The sequence below is a fragment of the Selenomonas sputigena ATCC 35185 genome (assembly GCF_000208405.1).
Lineage (GTDB): Bacteria > Bacillota > Negativicutes > Selenomonadales > Selenomonadaceae > Selenomonas > Selenomonas sputigena.
The window spans coordinates 2,440,403-2,467,351 of sequence record NC_015437.1 but is presented as its reverse complement, the minus strand read 5'-3'; the positions used below and the strand labels follow the sequence as shown (position 1 = coordinate 2,467,351).

General features: G+C 60.9%; 26 protein-coding genes and 1 other RNA gene. 11 read left to right on the top strand and 16 right to left on the bottom strand.

The window, feature by feature from the left end; translation table 11 throughout:
• The first annotated feature begins 87 nt into the window (after positions 1-87).
• The 3 genes from SELSP_RS11240 to SELSP_RS11230 all read left to right on the top strand — a co-directional run bounded on the left by SELSP_RS11240 (position 88) and on the right by SELSP_RS11230 (position 4,008).
• Complete coding sequence (locus tag SELSP_RS11240) at positions 88-1,227, top strand: trans-sulfuration enzyme family protein (RefSeq protein ID WP_006193346.1); 1,140 nt, start codon at positions 88-90, stop codon at positions 1,225-1,227.
• 221 nt (positions 1,228-1,448) lie between these two features.
• Positions 1,449-2,855 (top strand): ATP-binding protein, encoded by a 1,407-nt coding sequence (locus SELSP_RS11235; RefSeq protein WP_232362369.1) that lies wholly within the window; start codon positions 1,449-1,451, stop codon positions 2,853-2,855.
• On the top strand, positions 2,836-4,008 hold the full coding sequence (locus SELSP_RS11230; RefSeq protein ID WP_006193344.1) for a MalY/PatB family protein: 1,173 nt from the start codon (positions 2,836-2,838) through the stop codon (positions 4,006-4,008). Before SELSP_RS11235 ends, SELSP_RS11230 begins: the two co-directional genes overlap by 20 nt.
• A gap of 2 nt (positions 4,009-4,010) precedes the next feature.
• Here SELSP_RS11230 and SELSP_RS11225 read toward each other — a convergent pair whose 3' ends face one another.
• From SELSP_RS11225 to SELSP_RS11215, 3 genes are all read right to left on the bottom strand, one after another.
• On the bottom strand, positions 4,011-5,459 hold the full coding sequence (locus SELSP_RS11225) for a potassium transporter TrkG (protein ID WP_006193343.1): 1,449 nt from the start codon (positions 5,457-5,459) through the stop codon (positions 4,011-4,013).
• A gap of 1 nt (position 5,460) precedes the next feature.
• Positions 5,461-6,807 (bottom strand): Trk system potassium transporter TrkA, encoded by a 1,347-nt coding sequence (trkA, locus tag SELSP_RS11220; protein ID WP_006193342.1) that lies wholly within the window; start codon positions 6,805-6,807, stop codon positions 5,461-5,463.
• A gap of 130 nt (positions 6,808-6,937) precedes the next feature.
• On the bottom strand, positions 6,938-8,065 hold the full coding sequence (locus SELSP_RS11215) for a DUF362 domain-containing protein (protein ID WP_006193341.1): 1,128 nt from the start codon (positions 8,063-8,065) through the stop codon (positions 6,938-6,940).
• 261 nt (positions 8,066-8,326) lie between these two features.
• On the opposite strand from SELSP_RS11215, the gene SELSP_RS11210 reads away from it, so the two are divergent.
• The 5 genes from SELSP_RS11210 to SELSP_RS12220 are packed head-to-tail and all read left to right on the top strand — an operon-like array spanning position 8,327 to position 11,625.
• Positions 8,327-8,878, top strand: coding sequence for a TlpA family protein disulfide reductase (locus SELSP_RS11210; protein WP_013741065.1), 552 nt, complete (start codon positions 8,327-8,329; stop codon positions 8,876-8,878).
• A gap of 11 nt (positions 8,879-8,889) precedes the next feature.
• The gene (locus tag SELSP_RS11205; RefSeq protein WP_006193338.1) at positions 8,890-9,648 is read left to right on the top strand and encodes a cytochrome c biogenesis CcdA family protein; all 759 of its coding nucleotides are present in this window, start codon (positions 8,890-8,892) and stop codon (positions 9,646-9,648) included.
• Between the two features lie 18 nt (positions 9,649-9,666).
• A complete protein-coding gene (locus tag SELSP_RS11200) occupies positions 9,667-11,100 on the top strand; it encodes a thymidine phosphorylase (RefSeq protein ID WP_006193337.1) in 1,434 nt (477 codons plus the stop codon).
• Entirely contained in the window at positions 11,090-11,479 is a 390-nt protein-coding gene (locus SELSP_RS11195) for a cytidine deaminase (RefSeq protein WP_006193336.1), read from the top strand. The genes SELSP_RS11200 and SELSP_RS11195 overlap by 11 nt, the downstream gene beginning before the upstream one ends.
• On the top strand, positions 11,476-11,625 hold the full coding sequence (locus SELSP_RS12220) for a hypothetical protein (RefSeq protein ID WP_006193333.1): 150 nt from the start codon (positions 11,476-11,478) through the stop codon (positions 11,623-11,625). The genes SELSP_RS11195 and SELSP_RS12220 overlap by 4 nt, the downstream gene beginning before the upstream one ends.
• On the opposite strand, the gene SELSP_RS11190 is transcribed toward SELSP_RS12220, so the two are convergent.
• From SELSP_RS11190 to SELSP_RS11135, 12 genes are all read right to left on the bottom strand, one after another.
• Entirely contained in the window at positions 11,600-12,457 is an 858-nt protein-coding gene (locus SELSP_RS11190; RefSeq protein WP_006193332.1) for an HAD-IIB family hydrolase, read from the bottom strand. The two genes, SELSP_RS12220 and SELSP_RS11190, sit on opposite strands and share 26 nt — an antisense overlap.
• Positions 12,458-12,574: 117 nt before the next feature.
• Positions 12,575-13,003 carry a MarR family winged helix-turn-helix transcriptional regulator gene (locus SELSP_RS11185; RefSeq protein WP_013741064.1) on the bottom strand — a complete coding sequence of 143 codons (429 nt, stop codon included), beginning with the start codon at positions 13,001-13,003 and terminating at the stop codon, positions 12,575-12,577.
• A 224-nt stretch (positions 13,004-13,227) separates the two neighbouring features.
• Positions 13,228-13,575, bottom strand: coding sequence for a DUF2442 domain-containing protein (locus tag SELSP_RS11180; protein ID WP_006193330.1), 348 nt, complete (start codon positions 13,573-13,575; stop codon positions 13,228-13,230).
• Positions 13,576-13,577: 2 nt separating this feature from the next.
• Positions 13,578-13,844: a DUF4160 domain-containing protein gene (locus SELSP_RS11175; protein WP_006193329.1), complete on the bottom strand. Its 267-nt coding sequence runs from the start codon at positions 13,842-13,844 to the stop codon at positions 13,578-13,580.
• Between the two features lie 49 nt (positions 13,845-13,893).
• The gene (locus SELSP_RS11170) at positions 13,894-15,027 is read right to left on the bottom strand and encodes an L-threonylcarbamoyladenylate synthase (protein WP_006193328.1); all 1,134 of its coding nucleotides are present in this window, start codon (positions 15,025-15,027) and stop codon (positions 13,894-13,896) included.
• Positions 15,028-15,132: 105 nt separating this feature from the next.
• Positions 15,133-16,011 (bottom strand): peptide chain release factor N(5)-glutamine methyltransferase, encoded by an 879-nt coding sequence (gene prmC, locus SELSP_RS11165; RefSeq protein WP_006193327.1) that lies wholly within the window; start codon positions 16,009-16,011, stop codon positions 15,133-15,135.
• Complete coding sequence (gene prfA / locus SELSP_RS11160; protein ID WP_006193326.1) at positions 16,008-17,075, bottom strand: peptide chain release factor 1; 1,068 nt, start codon at positions 17,073-17,075, stop codon at positions 16,008-16,010. The genes prmC and prfA overlap by 4 nt, the downstream gene beginning before the upstream one ends.
• 12 nt (positions 17,076-17,087) lie before the next feature.
• A complete protein-coding gene (locus tag SELSP_RS11155; RefSeq protein ID WP_006193325.1) occupies positions 17,088-18,032 on the bottom strand; it encodes a DUF1385 domain-containing protein in 945 nt (314 codons plus the stop codon).
• A gap of 129 nt (positions 18,033-18,161) precedes the next feature.
• Positions 18,162-18,362: a 50S ribosomal protein L31 gene (gene rpmE, locus SELSP_RS11150; RefSeq protein WP_006193323.1), complete on the bottom strand. Its 201-nt coding sequence runs from the start codon at positions 18,360-18,362 to the stop codon at positions 18,162-18,164.
• A 210-nt stretch (positions 18,363-18,572) separates the two neighbouring features.
• Positions 18,573-19,991: a pyruvate kinase gene (gene pyk / locus SELSP_RS11145; protein ID WP_006193321.1), complete on the bottom strand. Its 1,419-nt coding sequence runs from the start codon at positions 19,989-19,991 to the stop codon at positions 18,573-18,575.
• 303 nt (positions 19,992-20,294) lie between these two features.
• Positions 20,295-21,296 (bottom strand): isocitrate/isopropylmalate dehydrogenase family protein, encoded by a 1,002-nt coding sequence (locus tag SELSP_RS11140; protein ID WP_006193318.1) that lies wholly within the window; start codon positions 21,294-21,296, stop codon positions 20,295-20,297.
• Positions 21,297-22,637, bottom strand: coding sequence for a citrate synthase (locus SELSP_RS11135; RefSeq protein ID WP_006193317.1), 1,341 nt, complete (start codon positions 22,635-22,637; stop codon positions 21,297-21,299).
• A gap of 208 nt (positions 22,638-22,845) precedes the next feature.
• Here SELSP_RS11135 and SELSP_RS11130 point away from each other — a divergent pair, with 208 nt between their 5' ends.
• The 3 genes from SELSP_RS11130 to ssrS all read left to right on the top strand — a co-directional run bounded on the left by SELSP_RS11130 (position 22,846) and on the right by ssrS (position 25,541).
• Positions 22,846-24,867, top strand: coding sequence for an aconitate hydratase (locus SELSP_RS11130; protein WP_268741244.1), 2,022 nt, complete (start codon positions 22,846-22,848; stop codon positions 24,865-24,867).
• A gap of 69 nt (positions 24,868-24,936) precedes the next feature.
• Positions 24,937-25,290, top strand: a complete 354-nt coding sequence (locus tag SELSP_RS11125) for a PTS glucitol/sorbitol transporter subunit IIA (RefSeq protein ID WP_006193312.1) — start codon at positions 24,937-24,939, stop codon at positions 25,288-25,290.
• 72 nt (positions 25,291-25,362) lie between these two features.
• A non-coding RNA gene (gene ssrS, locus SELSP_RS12040) (6S RNA) lies at positions 25,363-25,541 on the top strand.
• A 223-nt stretch (positions 25,542-25,764) separates the two neighbouring features.
• On the opposite strand, the gene SELSP_RS11120 is transcribed toward ssrS, so the two are convergent.
• Positions 25,765-26,925 (bottom strand): DNA polymerase IV, encoded by a 1,161-nt coding sequence (locus tag SELSP_RS11120; protein WP_006193309.1) that lies wholly within the window; start codon positions 26,923-26,925, stop codon positions 25,765-25,767.
• Positions 26,926-26,949 lie beyond the last annotated feature (24 nt).

Here is a 26,949-nt window from a genome sequence, read left to right as displayed (position 1 = left end):
GCATTATCTTGTGGCGCAAATCTTCTTCCTATGCTATAATATTAAACCATAGTATATCAATATGAATAGTATATTGGAGGAAGAATCATGAAAGACCATTCGCTTGAAGTGCACGGCTGCCATACCTACGATGCGACGGGGGCGATCAGTCCGGCGATCTGCCTGTCGGCGACGTTCCGTCATCCGCGTTTCGGCGAGAGCACGGGCTACGACTACGGACGCGTGGCGAATCCGACGCGCGAATCTCTCGAAAAGACGGTGGCGCTCTTAGAGCGCGGCGGGCGCTCTTGGGCGCTTTCCTCGGGCATGGCGGCGGTGCAGCTCGTTTTCTCTCTTCTTTCGGCGGGCGATCACGTCCTGATGAGCGAAGACCTCTACGGCGGCACGGTGCGTCTCGCCGAAGAAGTCTTTGCGGGCTACGGCGTCACCTTCGAATACGTCGACGTGCGCGATCTCGCACTCGTCGGCAAGCGTATGCGCTCTGAGACGAAGCTCGTCTTCATTGAGACCCCGTCGAATCCGATGATGCAGATCGCGGACATCGCGGCGCTCTCTGCGCTCGCGCACGAAAACGGCGCCCTGCTCGCCGTCGACAATACCTTCCTCTCGCCGCATTTCCAGAAGCCCTTGACGCTCGGCGCGGACATCGTGCTGCACAGCGGCACGAAATACCTGTGCGGACACAACGACGTCATCGCAGGCTTCCTCGTGCTCAAAGATGCGACGAGCGCAGAGGCAAAGCGCATCGAACTGCTTGCCAAATCGGCAGGGCCGAACCTCTCGGCGCTCGACTCGTGGCTCATGCTGCGCAGCATCAAGACGCTTGGCGTGCGCGTCGAGCGGCAGGCGGAGAACGCGCTCGCCATCGCCCGGTGGCTCGGCACGCTGCCCGAAGTCACCGAAGTGCTCTACCCGGGACTCGCCGACCATCCGGGCTACGCGCTGCAGCGGAAGCAGGCGAGCGGCGCGGGCGGCATGATCTCCTTCAAGGTGCGCTCCGCCGAGATCGCGAAGGCGGCTCTCGGCAGACTGCACCTCATCGCCTTCGCCGAAAGCCTCGGCGGCGTCGAGACGCTGCTGACGTATCCGATCGCTCAGACGCACGCCGAAATGCCCGCCGCGCTCCTAAAACGCACGGGGCTAGACGACAAACTCCTGCGCCTCTCCGTCGGCATCGAGGACGTCGAAGACCTCAAGGCCGATCTGCAGCAGGCCTTGCAGGGATAAGAGGGAAGCAGGGCAAAGACGAAAGAATTAGAGCCCCAACTTTCATCTTTTTCTGCAAAGATTAAAAGTATACTTTCAATCTTTGTCGCCAAAGATGAAAGTTTGTGCTATAATCACCTTGAAAGAAGGTGATCTTGATGCCTTTGATCAGCCAGGAGGCAATATGCAAAGTCCTCACAGCGTACAATCCATGGTGGAAAACGGGAATGATTGCGCGCGGCATGTCGAAAAGTTACAGACGCTTTGCCTTTTATGACGCGATGCGGCGTCTGTCGGAGACGACCCTGCGGCGCACTGTCGTCTTGACGGGAGCGCGGCGAGTCGGCAAGACGACGATACAATATCAAATGATCGAGGCGCTTCTCGCTCAGGGCGTCGCACCGCAGAAAATCGTCTTCATCTCGCTCGATCATCCCATGCTGAAACTCAGCGCGTTTCAGGCGATTTTGGACTGCTACCATGAGATGATCTATGCGGGACACGATGTCTACTATTTCTTTGATGAGATCCAGTACGCTTCGGATTGGGACAGGTGGCTCAAGACGCTCTATGACATGCAGCCGGATTCGCACATCGTCGCCACGGGATCGGCAAGTCCCGCCATCGTGCGCGGCAGCGAGGAAAGCGGCACGGGGCGCTGGTCCATCATCTCCGTTCCGACGCTCTCCTTCTATGAATATTGCGCTCTTTTGCAGGTTTCTCTGCCGGATCTTGCTCCCGATTTGAAGCTGTCGACCTTGTTTTCCTTGGAGCAGCAGGAGCGACAGATGTTTCTCTTGTTGCTCGCGGATGTGCACAAGCACTTCATCCGTTATCTGCGAGTCGGAGGCTTTCCTGAGCTTGCGCTTGCAGATAACGATATGCTGGCGCAGCAGATTCTGCGCGAAGATGTCGTCGACAAGGTCTTGAAGCGCGATCTGCCTGCACTCTACAATATACGCAACGCCACCGAATTGGAACGGATCTTTCTCTATCTATGCAACGTATCCTCCGAGATTGTTTCCGTAGAGGCGATTGCCAAGGAATTGAACGGAGTTTCGCGCCCTACGGTCGAAAACTACATTCGCTATCTTGAAAGCGGCAACCTCATCTATCAGAGTTGGCCTGTCGAGATGGCAGGGAAAAAAGTCTTAAAGGCGCAGCCCAAGATCTATATTGCTGACGCCGCCATACGGAATGCCGTTCTCATGGACGACGCCATTCTGACCGATCCCGTACAGATGGGAAAGATCGTAGAAACCACCGTCTACAAGCATACGGCGGCCTTCTATTACCAAAAGGCGACATCGGTCGGCTATTTCCGCGGCGGCCGAAAAAATAAGGAAATCGACATCGTCATTGAGCGTCCGCGCCTCGCCAATATCCTTATCGAGGTCAAGTACCGTGAAAATGCCGCCATTTCGGACGATGACGCCATCAGCGAATTGGCGGCAGAGGCCGCGGCCTCCTTCATCCTCACGAAAAACCTTACGGACTGCGGCATACAGAAGGCGAACTCCGGTGCTTCCTTGCTGCGCATCCCTGCCTTCGCCTTCCTCTACCTCCTCGGTCACGAGGAACGCATGGCTGCAGCCACATACCCAAAGCATACGAAAGGAGACTTCTTCCATGAACCATTTCGACTTTGATGAGATCATCGAGCGCCGTCATACGAACAGCCTCAAATACGACTTCGCCAGAGAGCGCGGCTATCCCGAGGACGTTTTGCCATTCTGGGTCGCCGACATGGACTTTCGTGCGCCGCAGGCGGTGCGTGATGCCATTCGCCGACGCACCGAGCACGGCATCTTCGGCTATTCGCGTCCGAAGGAGGACTACTATAGGGCGCTCGAACAATGGCTCAGCACGCGCCACGGCTGGAATCCTGGCAAGGAATCCCTCGTCATGACGCCGGGCGTCGTCTTCGCGCTCTCCATGGCGGTGCGTGCATTTACCGCGCCCAATGATACCATTCTCATAACCGAACCCGTCTACTATCCGTTTTTCAGCGTTGTCGAGGGCAATGAGCGCAAGCTCGTCACGAGCACGCTTCTCTTCGAGGACGGCGCATACCGCATGGACTTCGCTGACATCGAGCAGAAGATTCGCGAGCACAAGGTGAAGCTTCTGATTCTCTGCAGCCCGCACAACCCCGTCGGGCGCGTCTGGCGGCGCGAAGAGTTGGAGCGTCTTGCCGCGATCTGCCTCGCGCACGACGTTCTCGTCGTCGCCGACGAGATTCACGCCGACTTCGTGCGTCCCGGCCACAAGCACACGCCTTTTGCCTCGCTCTCGCCCGAGACTGCGGCGCGGACGATCACCTGCACCGCGCCGAGCAAGACGTTCAACCTCGCAGGGCTGCAGCTTTCGAACATCTTCATCACGGAAAAAAGCCTGCGCCATACCTTCCGCAAGGAAGTCTACAGCACAGGCTATGACGAACCGAACATCTTCGGCCTTCTCGCCGCGCAGGCGGCATACAGCGAGGGCGGCGCGTGGCTCGATGCGCTTCTCGCCTACCTTGAGCAGAATATCGCGCACACGAAGCGCTTCCTCGCCGAACGTCTGCCCAAGGTGCAGCTCGTCGAGCCGGAGGGCACCTACCTCCTATGGCTCGATTTTCGCGCCTACGGCCTCGAAGCGAAAGCGCTCGACCGAAAGATCATCGACGAGGCACGCCTCTGGCTCGACGACGGCGCGATCTTCGGCAAGAGCGGCGCAGGCTTCCAGCGCATCAACATCGCCTGCCCACAGGCGACGCTCACGAAGGGTCTTGAGGCTCTGGCACGCGCGTTCGAGTGAATTCACCACTGCCGCCTGTGCAGCCGATCGATTCCTGCACGCAGCAGGATCAAGAAGGAGAAGATCTCAAGCCGCCCGAGGATCATCAAGAAGCCCGCGAAGACCTTGACCCAGCCGGGCAGGAGCAGGAAGTCCTTGCCGCCGTAGAGGAGCGTCACGACGGTGCCCGTGCCCGACAGGCAGCCGACGGCGAAGCCCATGGCGGGCAGGGTGTCGATGTGCGCGAGCGCGAGGCCGAGCGTCGCGAGAATCAGCACGACGACATAGAGGAAGAAGAAGCTCAAGATCCTGCCGTAGAGTTTGTGCGGCACGGACTTGCCGTCGATCTTGATGTTGACGATCATGCGCGGGTGAATCGTGCGCAGGATCTCCCTCTTTGCCATCTTGACGAGCACGAGCAGGCGCATCACCTTGAAGCCGCCGCCGACCGCGCCGACCGAAGAGCCGAGCGTGGCGAGAAGAAGCAGTACGGCATGAGGAAAGGTTGGCCATGAGGCGAGAGGCGCGGCGGCAAAGCCCGTCGTCGTCGCGAACGAGATGGCGTGGAAGAAGCCCATGCGAAGGCTGTGCTCGACATCGTGGACGCCGACGACGGCGAGGTAGCAGGCGAGCGCCGCGCCGCCCAAAAAGACGACGAGGAGGAAGATGCGCAGTTCCGCATCGGCAAAGAGCGCGCGTACATCGCGCCGCGCCGCCGCCCGCTGCCACAGGAGGAAGTTCACGCCCGCGAGCAGCATCGCGGCCTCCGCCGCGAGTTCCGTCGTGAAGCCGCTCCCTTTCAGCACGAGGCCGCGCGGATCGAGTCCCGTCGTCGATATGGAAGTCAAGGCGAGCACGGCGCTCGACAGGAAGCTTTCGCCCGCGAGCAGGAAGAGCCCGAGCGCGACGAGTGTCAGGCAGGCGTAGAGGAGCGCCATCTTTTGCGCCGCCGCATTCATGCGCCGCAGGAGAGGGCTGAAGTTCGTACCCTGCTGCACCGAGAGCGTCAGACCGAAGCAGCCGCCGACCTGCGGCATGATCGTGACGAGGAGGCACAGAAAGTACATGCCGCCGATCCAGCCCTGGAAGATCTGCCAGAAGCCGAGGGAGCTTTCGAGTCCCGTCGGCGTGAAGAGGAGCGCCGTCGTCGTAAATGCCGCGACGCTCGCGAAGAAGGAGTCGGCGGCAGAAAGCTCGCCCGTGAGGAAAAAGGGCAGCGCACCTAAAAGCGAGTTCAAAAGCCATGCGGCGAAGAGGAAGACGGCTCCGTCCGTGACGCCGATCGTGTGACGATGCCCCTTGGATAGGTGCGAGAAGACGCGCCAGAGGACGAAGGAGAGCGCCGCGGGCACGCCGAAGGCGAGCGGGTGTTCGTCCGCCCAGAAGATCGCGAGGCCGAAGGCGAGAAAGAGAGCCGCGCCCTCTAAAAACGCCATGCGCCCGAGCAGGAAAGAAACGATGCGCGCGTCCATATCAATCCTTGCCCTTGAAATAGTTCATGACCTTCTGCGCGAATCCCGTCCGGATGAAGAGAATGGTTCGGTCGCCGGGCAGAAGAACCGAAGCGCCGTTTGGTATCACGGCCTCATCGCCGCGCACATAGGCGCAGACGAGGCATTCGCGCGGCAGATGCGCCTTCATCAGAGGAATCCCTGCGACAGGTGCGCCTTCCTGCACGATGACCTCGACCGCTTCCGCCTTCGCGCCCTCAAGGAGTGATACCGAAACGACGCCGCCGCGCCGCGCGAAGGCGAGGACCTCGGAGGCGGACAAGAGGCGCGTCGGCAGGACGATGTCGACGCCGACCTTTTCCATGAGGTCGACGTATTCGCTTCGCGCGACGCGCACGACCGTCTTTTTTGCCCCCAGATGCTTGGCTAAAAGCGCGAGCATGAGGTTTAGCTTGTCGTCCTCCGTCAGGCAGACGACGGCGTCGGCGTCGGCGACGCCCTCTTCCATCAAAAGGTCGATGTCCGTGCCGTCGCCGCAGATGGCAAGGCCGTTTTCGAGTGCCTCCGCCGCCAGCCGGCTGCGTTCACGATTGGTATCAATGATCTTCACGGCGACGTCCGCCTCGTCGAGCATCTTGGCAAGGAAGCGCCCCGTGCGCCCCGCGCCGATGATCATGACGTGCTCCAGCTTCCTCGCGTCGCGGTGTACGAAGGTCTCGCTGAACTTCTCGATTTCGGCGGGATCGCCGATGAAATACGCGTTGTCGTGCGGCAGCAGGCAGTCGTCGCCGTGCGGGATGATCATGCGGTGGTCGCGGAAGATCATGCCCGCGAGGATCGCCTTGGGCATTTCGAGATCCTTCAGCGGGATGTTTGCCAAGGGCGAGTGGCGCGTCACCTTCGTCTCGAAGAGGCGCACCTTGCCGCTTGCGAAGTCCTCAACGTCGAGCGCAGCGGGCGTCATGAGGATGCGATAGACCTCGCGCGCCGTGATCAGTTCGGGATTCAGCATGAGGTCGATGTCGAAGTTCTCCTTCAGGTATTCCTTCGCTTCCGAAAGGAACTGCATGTCGCGGATGCGTGCGACCGTGTGCGTGATGCCGTGCTTCTTCGCGAGGATGCACGCGACCATGTTGACCTCGTCGCCCGCCGTCACGGCGATGAGGATGTCCGCCGAGCGGATGTCGGGGTCGTTCATCGTGATGGGACTGGCGCCGTTCGCCGTGACCGTCAGCACGTCGAGCGTGTTCTTCGCCGCTTCGAGCCGCGTCTCGTCCTGATCGACGAGCACGACGTCGAACTCCTCGTTCGCGAGCAGCTCGGCGATGCTGTAGCCGAGCTTTCCCGCACCGACTATGACAATGCGCAAGGAAACTCCTCCTCTTGAGATGTATGCACAAAAAAGCCAAGGGAGCCGCCGCCGTGCGAATTTGCACGGGCTTCCCTTGGCTTTTTGCACCCTTTGCCTTATTTTAACGCATTCGGCGCGGCGGTGCAAATCATTTCAGTGTGATGAGCTCGTAGTCGCGCGTACCGAGTCCGATCTTCTCGCCGTGCACGAGCGTTTCTTCCCAACAGACGTTGGGATTCGAGTCGAGGAAGTGGTCGTGATGGTGCTGCCAATCGGGCTTGGCGAGGTGGTCGCCGAGCTTGCTGTTGCGGATCGGCTGCGCTTTCAGCGCCATGTCGACGCACGCTTGGTCGAGCGCGATGGGATCGAACGAGGCGAACATGCCGATGTCGGGCAGGATCGGCGCGTCATTTTCGCCGTGACAGTCGCAATTCGGCGAGATGTCACGCGCGATGCTGATGTGGAAGCACGGACGATCCTGACAGACGGCCTGCGCGTACTCCGCCATGCGGCGGTCGAGGATGTCGGCGGCGTCCCAGACCTCGTTGTAGAGCGCGTTGAACGTGCACGAGCCGATGCAGCGGCCGCAGCCCTTGCAAAGCTCCTTGTCGACGACCGCCTTGTTCTCAACGTAGGAAATCGCGTCCGAGCCGCATTCCTTCGCGCAGCGACGACAGCCGCGGCAAAGCTCCTCGTGCACGCCGACCTTGCCCGACGAATGCTGCTCCATCTTGCCCGCGCGGCTGCCGCAGCCCATGCCGATGTTCTTGATCGCGCCGCCGAAGCCCGTCTGCTCGTGCCCCTTGAAGTGCGTGAGGCTGATGAAGACGTCGGCGTCCATGACGGCGCGGCCGATCTTCGCCGTCTTCAACACGCGGGCGTTCTTGATCGGCACTTCCAGCTCGTCCGTGCCGCGCAGACCGTCGCCGATGATGATCTGACAGCCCGTCGTCGTCGGGTTGAAGCCGTTGATGTTCGCGCAGTCGAGATGCTCGGGCGCATGGCGGCGGCTGCCCGGATAGAGCGTGTTGCAGTCCGTCAGGAAAGGAATTCCCTTTTCCTCCTTCACGAGGTCGGCGACGGCTTTCGCGTACTGCGGGCGAAGGAACGCGAGGTTGCCGAGTTCGCCGAAGTGCATCTTGATGGCGACGAAGCGGCCCTCAAGCTCGATCGTCTTGAGGCCCGCCGCAAGACACAGACGCTGCAGCTTCTTCGTCAGGCTCGTGCCGACGTCCGTGCGGAAATCGGTGAAATAAACTTTTGCTTTCTCTGCCATGGTATTGCTCCTTTTTCTCTTGCAGACACGTTCTTTCTTACGGGACGAATTCCCCTGAATCTATTGTAGCATACGAGTACATGAAAAGTATATGAAATCTCCTATTCTCATCTTCTTCGCCTTGACCTTGAGAACGTTCCTCCGTAGAATAGTACTATGAACGTTATGGAGAGAAATGGAAACATCGGCGCGACGTAGGTCGCTGAGAAGAGTCCTGTTTCGGGACTGTGAGCCTATGGAATCACAAAGGAGGAATTCACTTTGAAAACAAGACGAACGATGCAAGGTCTGATCGGCGCGCTTCTCGCGCTCTTTCTTATGACGGGCTGCGGCCTGCAGGCGGAGGAATCGGGCAAGTCAGCGGAAGCCAAGGCGGAGCAGGCGATGGATGCAGAGGGCGTGGACGGGACGGCGCCGCCTTTCAAGGCAACCGCCTTCGACGGCTCGGAGGTCGCAATCAACGCCGCCATGGACAAGAAGCTCTACGTCATCAATTTCTGGGCGACATGGTGCCCGCCGTGCCGCGCCGAGATGCCCGAACTGAACGAGTTCGCCAAGAAGCATGAAGGCGAGGTCACATTCTACGCCGTCAACCTGCAGGAGCCGAAGGACACGGTCGACAAGTTCCTCAAGGACAACGGCTACACGATGCCCGTGCTCCTCGACCTCAAGGGAGAGGCGGCGGACACCTATAAGGTTCGCGCCATTCCGACGACCTACGTCATCGACCGGGACGGCAAGATCCTGCTGAAGAAGATCGGCGGAACGACGGCGGTGGAACTGGAAGCGGCGCTCATGCGTGCGGCGAAGTAGGAGGTTTTCTCTTGGAAGCAATCTCCTTCGGCGCGGCGTTTCTCGCCGGCGTCGTCTCCTTCGTCTCGCCGTGCGTGCTGCCGATGCTGCCGACCTTCGTGCTGATTCTCGCAGGCTCAAGCGGCGCGGCGGCTTCAAGCGGTGCAGCAGCTCCAAGCGGCGCGGCAGGCGCTTCGCCGCCGCCCGCTGCGGCAGGACGTGCGCTCTTTCGCAACGTCGCGGCCTTCCTCGCAGGATTTGCCGTCGTCTTCCTCGCGCTCGGCGCGACGGCGACGGTGCTCGGGCAGTTTCTCACAGGTCATCTCGCGCTTTTGGAAAAGGCGGGAGCCGTCGTGCTCGCGCTCTTGGGGCTGTTCCTCTCGGGACTCATCAGCCCGCGCTTCCTCTACCGTGAGTGGCGGCCGTTCCTGCATCGCCCGTCGGAGGGCGTCGTCGGCTCGTTCCTCCTGGGCATGTCGTTCACCGTCGGCTGGACGCCTTGCACGGGGCCGATCCTTGCGGCGATTTTCATCTATGCGGGAAGCCGCGCGACCGTCGTCGAGGGGCTTTGGCTGCTCGGCTTCTACGTGCTCGGCTTCGCCCTGCCGTTCTTCGTGCTCGCGCTCCTCTGGCAGCGACTCGAAAAGCGCGTGCGCACGCTCTACCGCTTCCTGCCTGCCGTGCAGAAGGTCGCGGGTGTCTCGCTCGTCGCGCTCGGCATCATGATGTGGTTCGGCTGGACGATGCGCTTCATGGGCTGGCTCTCCGGCCTCGTGCCGTTCTCTTTCTAGTTTCCGGGAGGAATCTCCATGCGCATGTATGATCTCATCACGAAGAAGAAGCGCGGCGAGCCGCTTGCTGCAAGCGAGATCTGCGCCATGGTCGAGGGATTCACGAAAGGCGAGATTCCCGACTATCAGATGGCGGCGATGCTCATGGCGATCTGCTTTCGCTCCATGACGGAGGAGGAGATGCGCGCGCTTACGCTCGCCATGGCGGCCTCGGGCGACGAGGTCGACCTCTCGGCCTTTGGCGGCTCCACGGTCGACAAGCACTCGACGGGAGGCGTCGGCGACAAGACGACGCTCATCGCCTGCCCCATCGTCGCGGCGGCGGGCGGGCGCATCGCCAAGATGAGCGGGCGCGGTCTCGGCCACACGGGCGGCACCGTCGACAAGCTCGAATCCATTCCGGGCTTTCAGACGACGCTCTCGCGCGAAGACTTTTTCGCTGTCATAGAAAAGACGGGGCTTTCTCTCATCGGGCAGTCGGGCGAGCTTGCACCCGCCGACAAGAAGCTCTATGCGCTGCGCGACGTCACGGCGACGGTCGACTCCATTCCGCTCATCGCCGCCTCCATTATGAGCAAGAAGCTCGCGGCGGGCAGCGCGGCGATCGTGCTCGATGTCAAGACGGGCAGCGGCGCCTTCATGAAGACGCTCGACGACGCGCTCGCGCTCGCGCGTGCCATGGTCGCCATCGGCGAGGGTGCGGGGAGAAAGACCTCTGCCGTCATCACCGACATGGACGTGCCCTTGGGCTCTGCCGTCGGCAACGCGCTCGAAGTCGCCGAAGCGATGGAAGTTCTGCAGGGCAGAGGGCCCGCCGACCTCAGGGAAGTCAGCCTCGCGCTCGCCGCCGACATGCTGCGCCTCATCGGGCGCGGCGACTTCGCCGAGTGCCAAAGGCTTGCAGAGAAGGCGATCGAGGACGGCAGCGCCTTTTGCACCTTCGCCGCCATGGTCGAGGCGCAGGGCGGCGACGCCTCCTGCCTCGACGATCCCGGAAAACTGCCGCAGGCGGCGTTTCACTTGGAAATCCTCGCCGATAGGGCGGGCTATATCACGCACATGGACGCCGAAACGATCGGCCGGGCCGCCTGTATGCTCGGCGCGGGGCGCGAGACGAAAGAAAGCGTCATCGATCATGCGGCAGGCATCCGCATCTTGAAAAAGACGGGCGAAGCCATCGAAGCCAAAGAGGTGCTCGCCGTGCTTTGCACGAACGATGAAAGCCGGCTCGCGCCCGCAGCCGCTTGCTATACCCGCGCCCTTGAGATCGCGGCCGAGCCGCCCGAAAAGCGCCCGCGCATCTTCGCGCGCGTCACGAAGGAAAGCTTCGGCCACGCCGAAAGGGCGCACGAGGAAGCAGCAAAAGACGTCATGAGCGACGCGCTCCTCGCTGAGATCCGCGCCGCCATGGCAAGGCGTGAAGAGAAGGAGGGCGGCGCAGATGGACGATGAATCTCTCATCGAGCTTGCCAAGAAAGCGCGCGCCCATGCCTATGTGCCGTATTCGGGCTTTGCCGTCGGCGCGGCAGCGCTCGCGCCCGACGGGCGCGTCTTCTTGGGCTGCAATATCGAAAACGCCTCCTACGGCCTGACGAACTGTGCCGAGCGCACCGCCATCTTCAGCGCCGTCGCTGCGGGCGTCCAACGCTTTGCGGCACTCGCCGTCGTCGCAGACGGCGAGCTGCCGTGCTCGCCGTGCGGCGCGTGCCGCCAGGTCATCGCCGAATTCGCTGTCGAGCGCATCATTCTCGCCAACCTCGCGGGAAAGCGCCGCGTCGTGACCAAAGAAGAGCTGCTGCCATTCGCCTTTACTCTCAAGGTTCACCCTTGAAGAAAAATCCCTGCCGCCCGATTGACGGCAGGGATTTCTGCATGATGCAGCAGTTTTGCCGCACGATCCGTGCAAAGATGATCGGCGCGGAGCGCAGGAGGGCGGAAGGACGCCGGCGCATCAATCCGCGCTTTTCTGCGCCGTGATTTCAGCGAAATGTGCGAGCAGCCAGACGATGAGATCATCTTCCGCCCGACAACCCGTGAAGTCGGCGGCCTGCTTGATGGCCTCATGCGCGTTGCCCGAGGCGATGCCGATGTCGGCAAGCTCGATCATCTCCCGGTCGTTCAAATAGTCGCCGAGGGCGATGATGTCCCTTCCTCGGCAGATGGGAAGCCCTCGAATCTCTTCGATCATGGCTCCCTTCGATACGCCTTGGGCAACGAACTCATAATAATTGGCCTCGGAGTAGAAATGGTGGCTGAGACTCGCTGTGCCAAAGTTCTTCGCAAGACGCTCCGCACGGTGCAGCGCGGGCGGCACATCACAGACGAGGAGCTTGAGCCACGGCGTCCGCTGCATGTCGGAAACGTCGGCAAGAGGTACATGGCGGCAGCGATAGAACTCCCGAACGAGCCGCGGATCGTCGTTCGCTTCGGGGCTGACGATGCAGCAGGCGTCTTCCGTATAGACCTCGACGCATGCCTGCGGAAACATCTTCAGGCACTCGGCGGCGAAGCGCGGCCAGATATTGGGCGAGTCTTCTGCGCCCTGTAGAGGCCTTCGCGCGAGAACCTTCCGCTCCTGCCACTCGTAGAGCATGGAGCCGTTGAAGAAGATGCTCGGCGCCGTGATCGGCAGTCCGCGGACATAGCCGCCCGCCGCCTCGGGCGTGCGCCCTGTCGCAATGCCAAAAAGGCCGCCGCCCGCGACAAAAGCGCGAATCGCCTCCGCATTCGCCGCAGAAATTGCCCTCCCATGCGGCACGATCGTACCGTCAAGGTCGCTGATCAACATGTAATTTTCGTATGGCTTCATTGTGGGGTACTCCTCCCTGTATCGCACGCCATTCTCTTGCCTTTGAAATCATACGCTAAGATGCACGAAAAGCCCCGAGGAATCTCATGCCATTCCTCGGGGCTTCCTTAATAGCGCCTAGGCTTCCTGCGCTGCGGCGTTCTCTACGGCCTGCTTCAGCAATCTGTCGAACTGGCGGCATTCCTCCGGGGAGAAGTCCTGTACTAAGATCTTGTACCAATCGTCCATCGTCTTCTTCAACGCCTTTTTCACGGTCTGCGCCTTCTCCGTCGTGCGCAGCACATAGGCGCGGCGATCCTTGTCACTGACCGTGCGGCTCACGTAGCCGGCATGGACGAGTCTCGCCACGGCACGCGCCGCTGTCGTCTTGTCGATCTTCACCATGTGCGCCAAGGTTTCCTGATTGATCCCCTCATGGTCGAGAAGGTGCAGCAAGAACACATACTGTCCGTTGCCCAGACCATACTTCTTCAACTTTTCGTTAAAGTAACTCTGGCTGTACCGATAGATCAAAGCAATGATCGTTCCCATATCGCTTGGCTGCAAAGCAGACCCTCCTCTGAAGTAGGATATAATACCTATCTCTAAAAATTTACTTTTTCACATCAGCGAAAAAGCACGATTCCTAAGTAGTATTATACTACGACTTTCCAAGAAAATCCACCTTGTCCCGCAAAGTTTCACGATCCTCTAAAATTAGCGTGAAAGTCCAAGAAATCAAACCAAAGACACAGACGGAGGGGGCAACTTTGCCTTTACTCCCTATGATTTCAGGTGTTTTCAGCATCCACTTTCATCGTACAAGCATGATCTCCCGGGGTATCCGCGCGTTCCAACGGGTCGGGTACGACAGGAGACTCATAGAGAACGAACGGATCTATATCAATGCACTGCGCCGCATCGCGCGTCCCCGTGACATCCCATGCCGCCGTGCCGTTCATGACCGTCAGGGCGGCGGTGAAGAATGCGCGCTCTTTGAGGCGCGCGAAGACGCCGCCCTTCTGCACGAGCTTCGCCGCATCGTAGCGGCGCACGGTGCCGTCGTTGAAATACGCATAGATGACATATCCGTCGCCCGGCACGGCCTGCAGCACCTCGGGCATGAATCGGCTGTCCATGATTATCCCCTCCTCATCGGCGGTATGCGCTCCGGCGTTCTGCCGCTCTTTGCCAGTTCCCAATTCTGCATCAGTTCATCCTGATACATGACGCACCATGCGAGGACAAGTTTCAACTGCCTTCCGGGCAGGTAGCCGCGCAGGATATGGGCATTTTGAATGTCGATGGTCGCTTCATTTCCCGCATATTCTGCATGGATATGCGGTGGATTGTGATCTTCGTAATACATCGTGATGCGTATGCCAAAAAACAAGCTGATCTCGGGCATGATGCCCTACACCTCCTCATTCACTCGTCCCCATTATATCACATGCCGTTCAAAAGCGGCGAATCCGATAGCCTGCGGCCTTCTTGAGGCGGTTCATGATGGCGAGTCCCAAGCCGCTTTCGTCAAGAGCTTCGCCGAGGATGAAGTCAACCTTTTTTTCATCGAAGGCGCGAAGGGCTTCGTAAAGATGCGCGGCGATGGAACGCACGTCTTTTCTCGCGCCGAGACGCACGACGAAGTCTTCTTCCGCCTCGCCTGCAAGCGCCGCCGCCGTCTCGTCCGTCACGATGAGACCGACCGACTTGCCCGCCGCTTCGGCAAGTGCCGCGCGAAAGGCGGCGGGCAAGGCGGCGGGCGGGGCGGCGAGCAAGGTCAGCGGCGCTCGCGGCGCATAGTGCGTGTACTTCATGCCGGGCGCTCGCGGTGCGGCGGCGACCGTATGCATGCCGGCCGTTTCGCTCGCTTCCGCGCTGTTCGCCGCCGCAGGGCACATCGCGCCGACGCTCATCTGCGCCGCACGCTCCTGGGCGGCGAGTCCCGGGTCGAGCCGTACGTCGGCGACGACCTCTTCGAGCATCTCGCGCGTGATGGCGCCGGGGCGCAGGATGACGGCAGCCTCGCCCGTCACATCGACGATCGTCGATTCGACGCCGAAGCGGCAAGGGCCGCCGTCGAGAATTAGCGGGATGCGCCCTGCGAGGTCTTCGAGCACCGTCTCCGCTGTCGTCGGACTCGGCCTGCCCGACGTGTTGGCGCTCGGCGCGGCTAGAGGAAAGCCCGCCGCGCGAATCAGGGCGAGTGCGGCGTCGTTTTCCGGCATGCGCACGCCGACCGTCGCGAGGCCGCCCGTGATCCGATCGGGCACAGCGGCGCAGCGGCGTAGCACCAAGGTCAGAGGACCGGGCGCAAATGCCGCCAGAAGATGCTCTGCCATCTCGGGCACGTCGAGCGCCACTTCGTCGAGCATGGCGCGGTGTGCGATGTGCAGGATCAGCGGATTGTCCGAAGGCCGCCCCTTCGCCTCGTAGATCTTCGCGCAGGCGGCGGCGTCGAAGCCGTTCGCGCCGAGTCCGTAGACCGTCTCCGTCGGAAAGGCGACGACCTCGCCCGCACGAAGAAGATGCACCGCCTCCTCGATGGCGGCTGCTGTCGGCGGCAGAACCTTTGTTGAAAACACAGACATTTCCTCCCCTGTCCAGCGAACCGCGCACGCCCTGGCACCTTCCGGAAGCGGTGCGAAAAGGCGTGCGTCTTCACATACAAAAAGCGCCGCTTGCGCGACGCAGCCTCATTTTCTCCACAGCACGACGACGCGCTCGATGCCTGCGAGATCCGGCAAGATCTCGACATCGCCCCAAGGCTCTTTCGCCAAGGCGCGAATCTTCTGCGCCTGACCGATGCCCGCCTCCACGGCGAGGAAGCCGCCCGCCCGCAAATACTGCGGCGCCGCCTCGGCAAGACGCGCGTAGAAGTCCATGCCGTCCGCACCGCCCTTGAGCGCGGTCATCGGCTCATAGCTGCGCACTTCGGGCGCAAGGCGCTCGAAGTCGGCGTCGGGAATGTAAGGCGGGTTCGAGAGGATCGCATCGTATGCCGCATGGGAAAGCGGCGCGAGAAGGTCGCCCTCATGAAAATGCACGCACGCAGAGAGTCCCAGCCGCTCGGCGTTCTCTCGCGCAATGGCGAGCGCCGCGCCCGAGATGTCGACGGCATCCGCCGCGACGTCTTCCGAAGCGTACTTGAGCACCGAGAGCGCGATTGCGCCCGTCCCCGTGCCGATGTCAGCGAAGCGCAGGGGCTTTCTCCCATTCTCCGCCAGCCGTCCCAATCTCTCGATGGCCGCTTCCACAAGGATCTCCGTATCGGGACGCGGAATCAGCGTCGCCCTCGACACGGCGAAATCAAGCCCCATGAACTCGCGCCTGCCCGTGATATAGGCCGTTGGCACGCGCCGCGCACGCTCAGCGACCGCCTTGCGGAACGCCGCAAGCTCTTCCTTTTCCAGCGGCTCGTCGAAATGGACGTAGAGGTAGATGCGCTCCTTTCCGAGCACATGCGAGAGAAGCACCTCGGCATCGAGGCGCGGCGTCTCGATGCCCTTTTCTGTGAAGTAGCCCTGTGTCCACGAGAGGATCGAGCCGATCGTCCAGACTTCGTGCGCCATCATTCGGCCTGCCTGAGCTTTTCCGCTTGATCCGCCGTGATCAGCGCGGCCAGAAGCTCATCCAAGTCCCCGTCGAGCACGGCCGCGAGCTTGTGCAGCGTCAGACCGATGCGGTGATCGGTCACGCGCCCCTGCGGGAAGTTGTAGGTACGTATGCGCTCGCTGCGGTCGCCCGAGCCGACCTGGCTCTTGCGGTCGGCGGCAACCGTCGCCGCCTGCTCCTCGCGCGCTGCCTCCAAGATGCGCGCACGCAGGACGCGCATGGCCTTTTCCTTGTTCTTGAGCTGCGACTTTTCATCCTGGCACTGCACGACGATGCCCGTCGGCAGATGGGTGATGCGGATCGCCGTCTCCGTGCGGTTGACGTACTGGCCGCCCGCACCCGAAGCGCAGTACGTGTCGATGCGAAGGTCGGCGGGCGCGATCTCGACCTCGACTTCCTCGGCCTCAGGCAAAACCGCGACCGTCACGGCGGACGTGTGGATGCGCCCGCTCGACTCCGTGACGGGCACGCGCTGCACGCGGTGCGTGCCGCTCTCGTACTTCAAAAAGCTGTACGCGCCCGCGCCGTCGACGGAAAAGGCAATCTCCTTGAAGCCGCCGATCTCCGTCGCGTTCTTGTCAATGACGTCGACGCGCCAGCCGCGCCGCTCGGCGTAGCGTGCGTACATGCGGAAGAGGTCGCCCGCGAAGAGCGCCGCTTCCTCGCCGCCGACGCCGCCCCGGATCTCGACGATGACGTTCTTCGCATCGTTCGGATCTTTGGGCAGGAGCAGGATCGGCAGCTCGCGCTCCAACGCCTCCAGGCGTGGGCGCAGTTCGGCAATCTCCTCCTCGGCGAGGCGGCGCATGTCTGCGTCGGGATTGTCGTCGAAGATCGCCTTCGCCTCAAGAAGCCCCTCGCGCACCTTCTTGTACTCGCGGTACTTCTCCACGACGGGAGCGAGCTGTGCGTGCTCGCGGCTCAGCTTTTGCCACTTCGGCATGTCGGCGAGCACCGCCGGATCGCTGATCAGCGACTCAAGCTCGCGATATTTTTCCTCTACGGCATGGAGCTTGTCCAGCACGTCGCATCTTCCTCACTTTCCCTCGCCCGCAGCAAAAGCAGCCGCAGGCGTTTCGTACACAGCCGTTTCCGAATCCGAGGTCTTTCGATAATCGGCGCTTCCCGCAGGAATCTTGTCCTCGGGCAGCGCCGCCTTCAGCGACTCGATCGCGACTTCGAGCATCGAAGCGTCCGGCTCGCGCGTCGTCAGCCTCTGCAGCCAGAGTCCGGGCAAAGAGAGCGCGTGAACGAACGCGTTCCGGCTTCTGCCCGCCAGGCGGATCGCCTCGTAGGAGATCCCTGCGACGACGGGCAGCAGCACGATGCGGCTCACGATGCGCAGCCAGAGATCGGGCCAGCCGAGGAAGGCGAAGACGAAGATGGAGACGAGCATGACGATCAGGAGGAACGACGTGCCGCAGCGCGGATGGAAGCGCTCGAACTTCTGCGCGTTCTCCGCCGTCAGCGGAAGCCCCGCCTCGAAGCAGAAGATCGTCTTGTGCTCCGCGCCGTGGTACTGGAAGACGCGCTGGATGTCCTTCATGCGCGAAATGCCCCAGATGTAGGCGAGAAAGATGAAGAGGCGCAGGAAGCCCTCGGCGAGGTTCAAAAAGACGGGATCGTCCGACCACGCATGAAAGAGTTTCGCCGCTCCCGTCGGCAATGCGATGAAGAGCACGGCGGCGAGCACGAAGGCGACGGCGATCGTACCCGCCAGCTCCTTGTCGGAAAGCTGCTCTTCCTCCTCGCCCGCCATCTTCGCCGACCACGAAAGCGAGCGGATGCCGATGACGAGGGACTCGACGAGCGCGACCGTGCCGCGCAGGAAGGGCTTCTTAAAGACGGGGAAGCGGTCGGAGAAGGAGCGCACCTCCTTCGACTCGACGGAGATCCTGCCGTCGGGCGTGCGCACTGCCGTCGCCGAACGAGCGGGTCCGCGCATCATCACGCCCTCGATGACCGCCTGCCCGCCGACCATGAGTTTTTCGTCCAAAGAATTTCCTCCTCATATCTTGTTTCACCGGCGAAACAGCAGCGGATCGCCTGCGAAAAGCTCTTTTGTATCACATAAAGAAGGGGCAGGGCATTTCTGCCCTGCCCCAGCACCTTACTGCTTGCCGTAGCGCTTGTTGAACTTCTCGATGCGTCCGCCGGCAGCGACATCGCGCTGACGACCCGTGAAGAACGGGTGGCACTTCGAGCAGACATCCACGCGCAGTTCCTTCTTCGTCGACCCGGTCTTGAACGTGTTGCCGCAGCCGCACGTCACCGTCGCCTCGAAGAATTCCGGATGAAGCCCTTCCTTCATTCCTATACACCTCACTTTTTCCCAGACGGGTAATGCATTCAAGCAAACTATGCGCTCGCTTGGTCCGACCTTCCCCCATCGCTGGGTCAAAGCCTTTTGCGGGCATACGCCCGCCGTTCCATCATTATAGCACAGCCTATCGTACGCCGCAAGGGCAAATCGCGAGAAACTTTCTCATGCACAGGAGCGAAAGGCCGCTGTGGAACGCGGTTAAATCGTGTAGACGCGGATCGCGTTCGTATTGCCCTCTTCGGACTTGATGCCCGACGTGATGATCGTCAGATCGCCGCGCTCGACACATCCCTGCTCGACCGCCGCCGCCGTAGCGTTCGCAATCATCTCGCCCTCGTCAGGCCAGATGCCCGCCGCCTTGATGGGATAGACGCCCCAGCGCAGGTTCAGCTGGCGCATCGCCTTTGCATCGGGCGTGTAGGCGACGATGAGGGATTTCGGGCGGTAGTGCGAGATGATGCGCGCCGTATAGCCGCTGACCGTCGGCGTGATGATCGCGTCGGCATTCAGCTCCATCGCCATCTGCACCGTCGCATGGGCGACCGCACGCGTGCGCGACTTGAGGTCTTCAAGGCCCGTTCCCTGATACATCTTCTTGTAATGCAGCGAGGACTCCGTGCGAAGCGCGATCGTCGCCATCGTCTGAACCGCTTCCGCCGGATAGTCGCCGCTCGCCGTCTCGCCCGACAGCATGATGGCGTCCGTGCCGTCGAGGATCGCGTTCGCGACGTCCGAAGCCTCGGCGCGTGTCGGACGCGGATTCGTCGTCATCGATTCGAGCATCTGCGTCGCGACGATGACGGGCTTGCCCGCCTTGTTGCACTTCGCGATGATCTCCTTTTGAATCAGAGGCACATCCTCGGCCGGGATCTCGACGCCGAGATCGCCGCGCGCGACCATGATGCCGTCCGAAACCTCAAGGATCGAGTCGAAGTTCTTCACGCCCTCAAGGTTTTCGATTTTCGGATAAATCTCCATCCTGCCGTTGTGCTCTTCGAGCAGCTTGCGGATCTCCTTCACGTCGTCAGCGCGCTGGATGAACGAAGCCGCGATGAAGTCCATGTCCTGCTCGATGCCGAAGAGGATGTCATTCTTGTCCTGCTCCGAGATCGGCGGCAGCCCGAGGGGAACACCCGGCGCCGCGACGCGCTTCCTCGTGCTCATCTTGCCCGAGTTCAGAATCGTCGTCACGATGTCCTTGCCCTGGATCTTCTCGACCTTCAGCTCGACGAGTCCGTCGGAAAGGAGCAGCTTGTCGCCGGGCTTGACCTCCGTGTAGAGCTTCTTGTGGTTGACCGAGCACTTCGTCTCATCGCCCGGCGCATCGTCGTACGTCAGAAGGAACGGCTTTCCCGCTTCGAGCATGACCGAGCCGTCCTTGAATTCGCCGAGGCGCATCTCCGGCCCCTTCGTGTCGAGCAGCAGCGAAACGACGCGCCCCGTCTTCTTCGATGCCTCACGCACGCGGTTGATGCGCTTCAAATGTTCGTCATGCGTACCATGCGAAAAGTTGAAGCGCGCGACATTCATGCCGTTCTCAATGAGCTTCTCCACCATGCCCGGCGCATCCGTAGACGGCCCCTGCGTGCAAACGATCTTCGTCTTCTTGTTAAGCATACTTCATCCTCCATCCATGCATACAAGATATTCTCGTGCTTTTATTGTACTACGAAATCTTAAGCCCGACAAGCCCAAAGGGCGCAGGCGGGCTTTAGATTTCGTTGTCCAGCAACGCTGGGCTACGAATCCTTTTCCCTCTGCCCGACAAGCCCAAAGGGCGCAGGTGGGCTTTAGATTTCGTTGTCCAGCTCCGCTGGGCTACGAATCCTTCCTTATAAAAAGAATGTATAATTTGAAATTGAAATAGGGCTGTCGCATAAGTTAAATTCGACTTATGCAACAGCCCATCGCTTTTTTTCTTCAGAGCTTTTCGACGATCGCCTTCGTGTATTCGTGCGTCGTCGCCGTGCCGCCGAGGTCGGGGGTCAGGCTCTTCGCTTCCTTGAGCGTTGCGTCGACGGCGCGGCGGATGCGGGCGGCTGTCTCGTTGTCGCCGAGGTGTTCGAGCATCATGCAGGCGGACCACAGAAACGCCGTGGGGTTCGCGATGCCTTTGCCCGCGATGTCGGGCGCACTGCCGTGCACGGCTTCGAACATCGCCAAACGATCGCCGATGTTGCTCGACGGCAGGAGGCCTAGGCCGCCGATGAGTCCGCTCGTGAGATCGGACACGATGTCGCCGTAGAGGTTCGGCATGACCAGAATGTCGAAGTTTTCGGGGTGCATGACGAGCATCATGCAGACGGCGTCGACCATCTTGTCGTCGGCTTCGATGGCGGGAAATTCCTTGGCGACTTCGTAGAAGACGGAGCGGAAGAGTCCGTCCGAGAGCTTCATGATGTTTGCCTTGTGGACGCACGTGACCTTCTTTCGCCCATGTGCTTCGGCGTAGCGGAAGGCGGCGCGGCAGATTCGCTCGCTCTTCTCGCGCGTGATGATCTTCGTCGCGTGCATGGTGTTTTCGTCGATTTCTTCCTCGACGCCGACGTAGAGGTCTTCCGTGTTCTCGCGGAAGGTGATGAGATCGACCTTGGGGAAGGGCGTCCTGACGGCTTCGTTCGACTTCGCGGGGCGGATGTTCGCGTAGAGGTCGTACTTCGTGCGAAGCGTGACGTTGAGCGAACGGAAGCCCTTGCCGACGGGCGTCGTGATGGGGGATTTCAAAAGGACGTGCGTCTTTTCAAAGGAGGCGAGTCCGGCTGCCGGAATCAGTGCGCCGTTTCGCTCGTACTCGGCTTCGCCGACGTTAAAGATTTCGTATGTGAGGTTTGCGCCCGCCTTTTCGAGGATTTCGAGGACGGCGTCCGTGATTTCGGGGCCGATGCCGTCGCCTTTGAATACGGTGATGGTGTTCTTCGTCATTCAGCGTTCCTCCCTCGGCACATAGTCTACCATCGTGCCGACGTACTTGGCGGCGGGGCGCACGATGCGGTTGTCGTAGAGCTTGTGCTCGACGTTGTGCGCGATCCAGCCCGCCGTGCGCGAGAGCACGAAGAGCGGCGTGAAGAGGTCGCGCGGGATGCCGAGGATCTCGTAGGCGAGGCCGCTGTAGAAGTCGATGTTGCTCGACATGCTCACGCCTTTCTTCTCGCTCAGATAGCGTTTGGCGACGCGCTCAAAGCGCACGAAGAAGTCGAATTTTCTTTCGACGCCCTTCTTCGCCGCGAGCCTGCCGATATGATCGCGGATGACTTCGGCACGCGGGTCGGACAGCGTGTAGACGGCATGGCCGATGCCGTAGACGAGTCCCGAGGGGTTGTCGAGCTCCTTGTTCAGCAGACGCTCGATGACGCGCTCGATGGCGGCGTCGTCGGCATCGAGTCCGACAGCTTCGATGACCTTGTCCATCATGTTGGCGACGCGCACGTTGGCGCCGCCGTGGCGCGGGCCTTTCAGCGAGCCGATGGAGCTGGCGATTGCCGAGTAGAGGTCGGTGTCGGTCGAGGAGACGACGACGTTCGTAAAGGTCGAGTTCGTGCCGCCGCCGTGGTCGGCGTGCAAAAGGAGCAGGATATCCAAGAGACGCGCTTCGTCCGGCGTGAACTTGCCGTCGAGGCGCAGCATGGAAAGGATGTTTTCGGCGGTCGAAAAGCCCTGCTGCGGATAGTGCAGCACGAGGCTCTCGCGGCCGAAGTAGTGCGTCTTGGCGTTGTAGGTGTAGCACGCGATGGACGGCAGCTTCGCCATGAGGTTGACGCCCTTGATGAGCGTCCGATAGACGTCGGTCGCGTCCGGGTCGGGGTCGTAGTTGTAGAGCGCGAGGATCGACTGCTGGAGCTGGTTCATGAGGTTCTTGCCCGGATGGTGCAGCAGGTGCGTTTCGAGGAAGCCTTCGGGCAGTTCGTAGCCTTCCTTGAGGCTCTGACAGTAGCGCCGAAGGTCGTCTTCCGACGGCAGGTAGCCGAAGAGCAGCAGGAAGCACGCTTCTTCGTAGAGATAGGAAGAGCGGTCGGCGGAATTGACGAGATCCATGACGTTGATGCCGCGATAGAACAGCTCGCCGTCGGCGTCGACCTTGTGGCCGACGTCGTCGACCTTGTAGCCGACGACGTCGGCGACGCGCGTCAGGCCGATTAAGACGCCCGTCTTGTCCTCGTTTCTGAGGCCGCGCTTGACGTTGTATTTTTTGAAGAGATCTTTGGCGATTGTCGTGTAGTTCTGCGACTTGCCGTAAAATTGCGCGAGATGGATTGCCTTGTCCATGGCAATGTCCCCTTTCAGATGAACAGCTTGGAATGACCATGCTCACGGAAATGGTCTTTCCGAAAAGCACAAATGCATTATAGCACGCAGTTTAAATATATAAAATGGGTTATTGCTCCTATAATAAAATTTGCATAGAAGTGTTGACGCTTGCGCCGCTTTGTGATAACTTAACGAAAGGAAAGGGCGGGCGCATTCGTCGTTTCCAATGAAAGGAAAAGCAAAGGCGGCTTTGCCGAGGTCTGCGCAATGGCTGCGCATCCTGCGGCGGGGCGGCGGCAAAGGGAGTGTCTTTATGACGGCAAAAGCGTTGACATTGACGGAAAAGATCCTGCACGAGCATCTCGTGACGGGCGAGATGAAAAAGGGAGCGCCGATCGGCATACGCATCGACCAGACGCTGACGCAGGATGCGACGGGCACGATGGCGTACCTGCAGCTTGAGGCGATGGGCGTCGATCAGGTCAAGACGGAGCTTTCCGTCAGCTATGTCGACCACAACACCTTGCAGAGCGGCTTCGAGAACGCCGACGATCACAAGTATCTGCAGACGGTCGCGAAGAAGCACGGCGTATTCTTCTCGCGCCCCGGCAACGGCATCTGTCATCAGGTGCACCTTGAGCGCTTCGGAAGGCCGGGCGCGACGCTCCTCGGCAGCGATTCGCACACGCCGACGGGCGGCGGCATCGGCATGCTTGCGATCGGCGCGGGCGGCCTCGATGTCGCATGTGCGATGGCGGGCGAGCCGTTCATGCTGAATATGCCGCGCGTCGTCGAGGTGCGTCTGACGGGAGCTCTTCAAAAGGGCGTGAGCGCCAAGGACGTCATCTTGAAGGTGCTTTCCATGCTCACGGTCAAGGGCGGCGTCGGCAAGGTCATTGAGTATACGGGCGACGGCGTCAAGACGCTTTCCGTGCCCGAGCGCGCGACGATCACGAACATGGGCGCGGAGCTTGGTGCGACGACGTCGGTCTTTCCGAGCGACGAGGTGACGCGCGACTTTTTGCGCCGCGAAGGGCGCGAAGATGTGTTCCGCGCACTCGCTGCCGATGCGGGCGCGGTCTACGATGAGCGCTATGACATCGACCTTGCGGCGCTCGAACCATTGATCGCTCTGCCGCACATGCCCGACGTCGTCAAGACGGTGCGCGAGGTCGCGGGGCAGCCGATCGACCAGGTCGCCATCGGCAGCTGCACGAATTCATCGTACCGCGACATCATGACGGTGGCGTCCATCTTGGACGGCAAGCGCGTCGCGCCGAACGTCTCGCTCGTCTTGTCGCCCGGCTCGCGTCAGGTGCTCTCCATGGTTGCGGAAGCGGGCGGTCTCGCCAAGATCCTCGCGGCGGGCGCACGCCTCCTAGAATGCACATGCGGCCCCTGCATCGGCATGGGGCAGTCGCCCGTGACGAATGCGTGGTCGCTGCGCACGTTCAACCGCAATTTCAAGGGCAGGAGCGGCACTCTTTCGGCGAACGTCTGTCTTGTCTCGCCTGAGACGGCAGCGGCAAGTGCCATCCGTGGCGTCATCACCGATCCGCGCGAGGCCGACTTCGATCTGCCCGCTGAACCGCAAGCGTTCCTCGTCGATGACTCGATGATCTATGCGCCCGAGCGCGAGCATCCCGAGAGCGTCGAGGTCGTGCAGGGGCCGAACATCCGCCCGCTGCCCGAGAACACGCCGCTCGCAGCTGCGATCGAGAAGGAAGTCGTCATCAAGGTCGGCGACAATATCACGACTGACCACATCATGCCGGCGGGCGCGAAGGTTCTGCCGTACCGCTCGAACATCGAGAAGATCTCCGAGTTCGTCTTTCGCGACGTGCAGGAGGGATTCAAGGCGCATTGCCAGAAGGCGGGCGGCGGCATCATCGTCGCGGGCGAGAACTACGGACAGGGTTCGAGCCGTGAGCACGCGGCGCTCGCGCCGATGTATCTGGGAATCAAGGCGGTTCTGGCCAAGAGTTTTGCGCGCATCCACGCGGCGAACCTCGTGAACTTCGGCATCGTGCCGCTACTCTTCGACGAGGCGGCGGACTACGAGTCAATCGCCGAGGGCGACGTGCTCTTCTTCGACTTCTCCGCGCTCGCGCCGGATGCGCCCGTCCGCGTGGAGAACCGCACGAAGAAGCGGAGCTTCAGCACGCACCACGCGCTCTCGGCGCTCGACATCGAGATGCTGAAGGCGGGCGGCAAGCTCAACTATATCAAGAACAAGCAGCAGTCCTAGTCAGTCCCGGCATTTTGTGATATACTGGAAATACGATAGAGAGTCGTGTTGCTGGGAGGAGACTGAGACATGAAATACGACGTCACGATCACGAATATCGGCAGCCTTGCGCCGAATTTCTTGGAGAACAGTTCGAGCATCATCCTGCTTGACGAGGGCGTGCGCCCGAACCTCACGGAGATGGTCGTCGAGCATACAGCGGGAGAGCTGTCGGACGACATCAAGGTCGGCGATACGCTGACGATGGGAGCGAAGAGGAAGTACAAGGTCGTCTCCGTCGGCGAGGCGGTCAACGAGAACCTTCGCAAGGACGGTCACTGCACGGTTGTCATCAATGCCGAAGGCTCGATGCCCGGACAGCTCATCGTCAAGGGCAGCTTGCCGCCGCGCCTCAACTTGGGCGACAAGATCACGATCGAGTGAGAAATGAAAGGAAATTCCTTTGTCAAGTCTTGCGCCGAGAAAAAGGTTATGCTATGATATGTTCAAAGCAGAAGTTGCCTGAGGTGCACGTGAGCTTTTCATTATGTCTAACCTACAGTTTTCTAAGGGAATCTGGCTAGGCTTGCGGATGCTGGATCGCCTTCGAGCGAATAGCAGAAACAAGACTCAAGATGCCCACCTGCGAGTCGCAGGTTTTAGACATATAAAGCAAACGACATTTTGGACATCTGCTTTGAAAAGGGGTCGCTAGAAGATTTAATGGCTGGTGGTCTCTTTTCGCCTTGTGTGGAGTCTGTAAAGCAGCCTTTCCAGTCGGATGCTTTACAGGCTCTACTCTTTTTCGCGCAGGTTGGCGTGAAACCTCAAGAGGTCGAGCCGAGGGCATAGGATGATTTGCTAGTTTTTGCTAAGGGCGATGCACAATGGCCGCGAAGTGGACGTTTGTGCGGGCATCTACTCTTTCTGCGGATTTTTGTCGATGAGCGGCGCTTTGGTGATGATGCTTTCACCGAAGCGCTTTTTCAGTGCGTCGATTGCGCCGTAGAGGCGCTCTTTTTTTTCGTCGCGAAAGAGCGATGGCAGGGCGCTCGGCTCGAAGTTTTCGCCCGTGACGCCGAGGAGGCGAATGCCGCTCTTGATGCCAAGCTCGCGGAAGAGATCGCGCGCCGTCCGGAAGATCGGCTCGTCGTGCGCAGTTGCCTCAAAGAGCGTGCGGCTGCGCGTGAAGGTCGTGAAGTCGGCGCGGCGCACCTTGAGCTGAATCGTGCGTGCGGCGACGCCTGCGAGGCGCAGCCGCCAGCCGACCTTTTCGGCGAGCGAGAGAAGCTCGCGCTCGGCTTCTTCAGCGCTTTCGAGGTCGCGCTCGAAGGTCACTTCCTTGCCGATGGATTTCGCCTCGCGGTCAGGTTCGACGCGCCGCTCATCGCGCCCGAAGGAAAGTTCCTTCAAGGCGTGCGCCGCGCGTCTGCCAAGGCTGCGTGCGAGCTTCTTCTCGTCGGCCTGCTGCATCGCACCGATGGTTTTGATGCCCAAAGCGGCGAGTTTTTCTTCCGTGCGCCTGCCGACGCCCCAGAGGCGGCGCACGGGAAGCGGTGCGATGCGTCGGACGGCGTCTTCTGCGCGAATCTCGACGAGTCCGTCGGGCTTTTCGAGGTCGCTCGCGAGCTTGGCGAGGAACTTGTTCGGCGCGATGCCGACGGAGGCGACGAGCGCGGTTTTTTCACGGATTTCCGCCTTGAGCCTTTGGGCGAGGTCGCGCGGGCTGGGCGCGAGAAGCCCCATGCCCGTGACGTCGAGGAAGGCTTCGTCGATGGAAAGCGGCTCGACGAGCGGCGAGTAGCGCGAGAAGATGGCGAAGATTTCGGCGGAGACGGCGCGATAGAGCGCGTAGTTTCCCTGTACGAAGATCCCGTCGGGACAGCAGCGGCGCGCCGTCGCCATGGACATAGCCGAGTGTACGCCGCTTCGGCGCGCTTCGTAGGAGGCGGTCGCGACGACGCCGCGCGAAGAAAGCCCGCCGACGATGACGGGCTTTCCTCTGTATTCGGGGTGCTCACGCTGCTCGACGGCGGCGAAGAAGGCGTCCATATCGACGTGAAGAATCGTGCGCTGCATTTTATTCGCCTCCCTGTGCGTTGT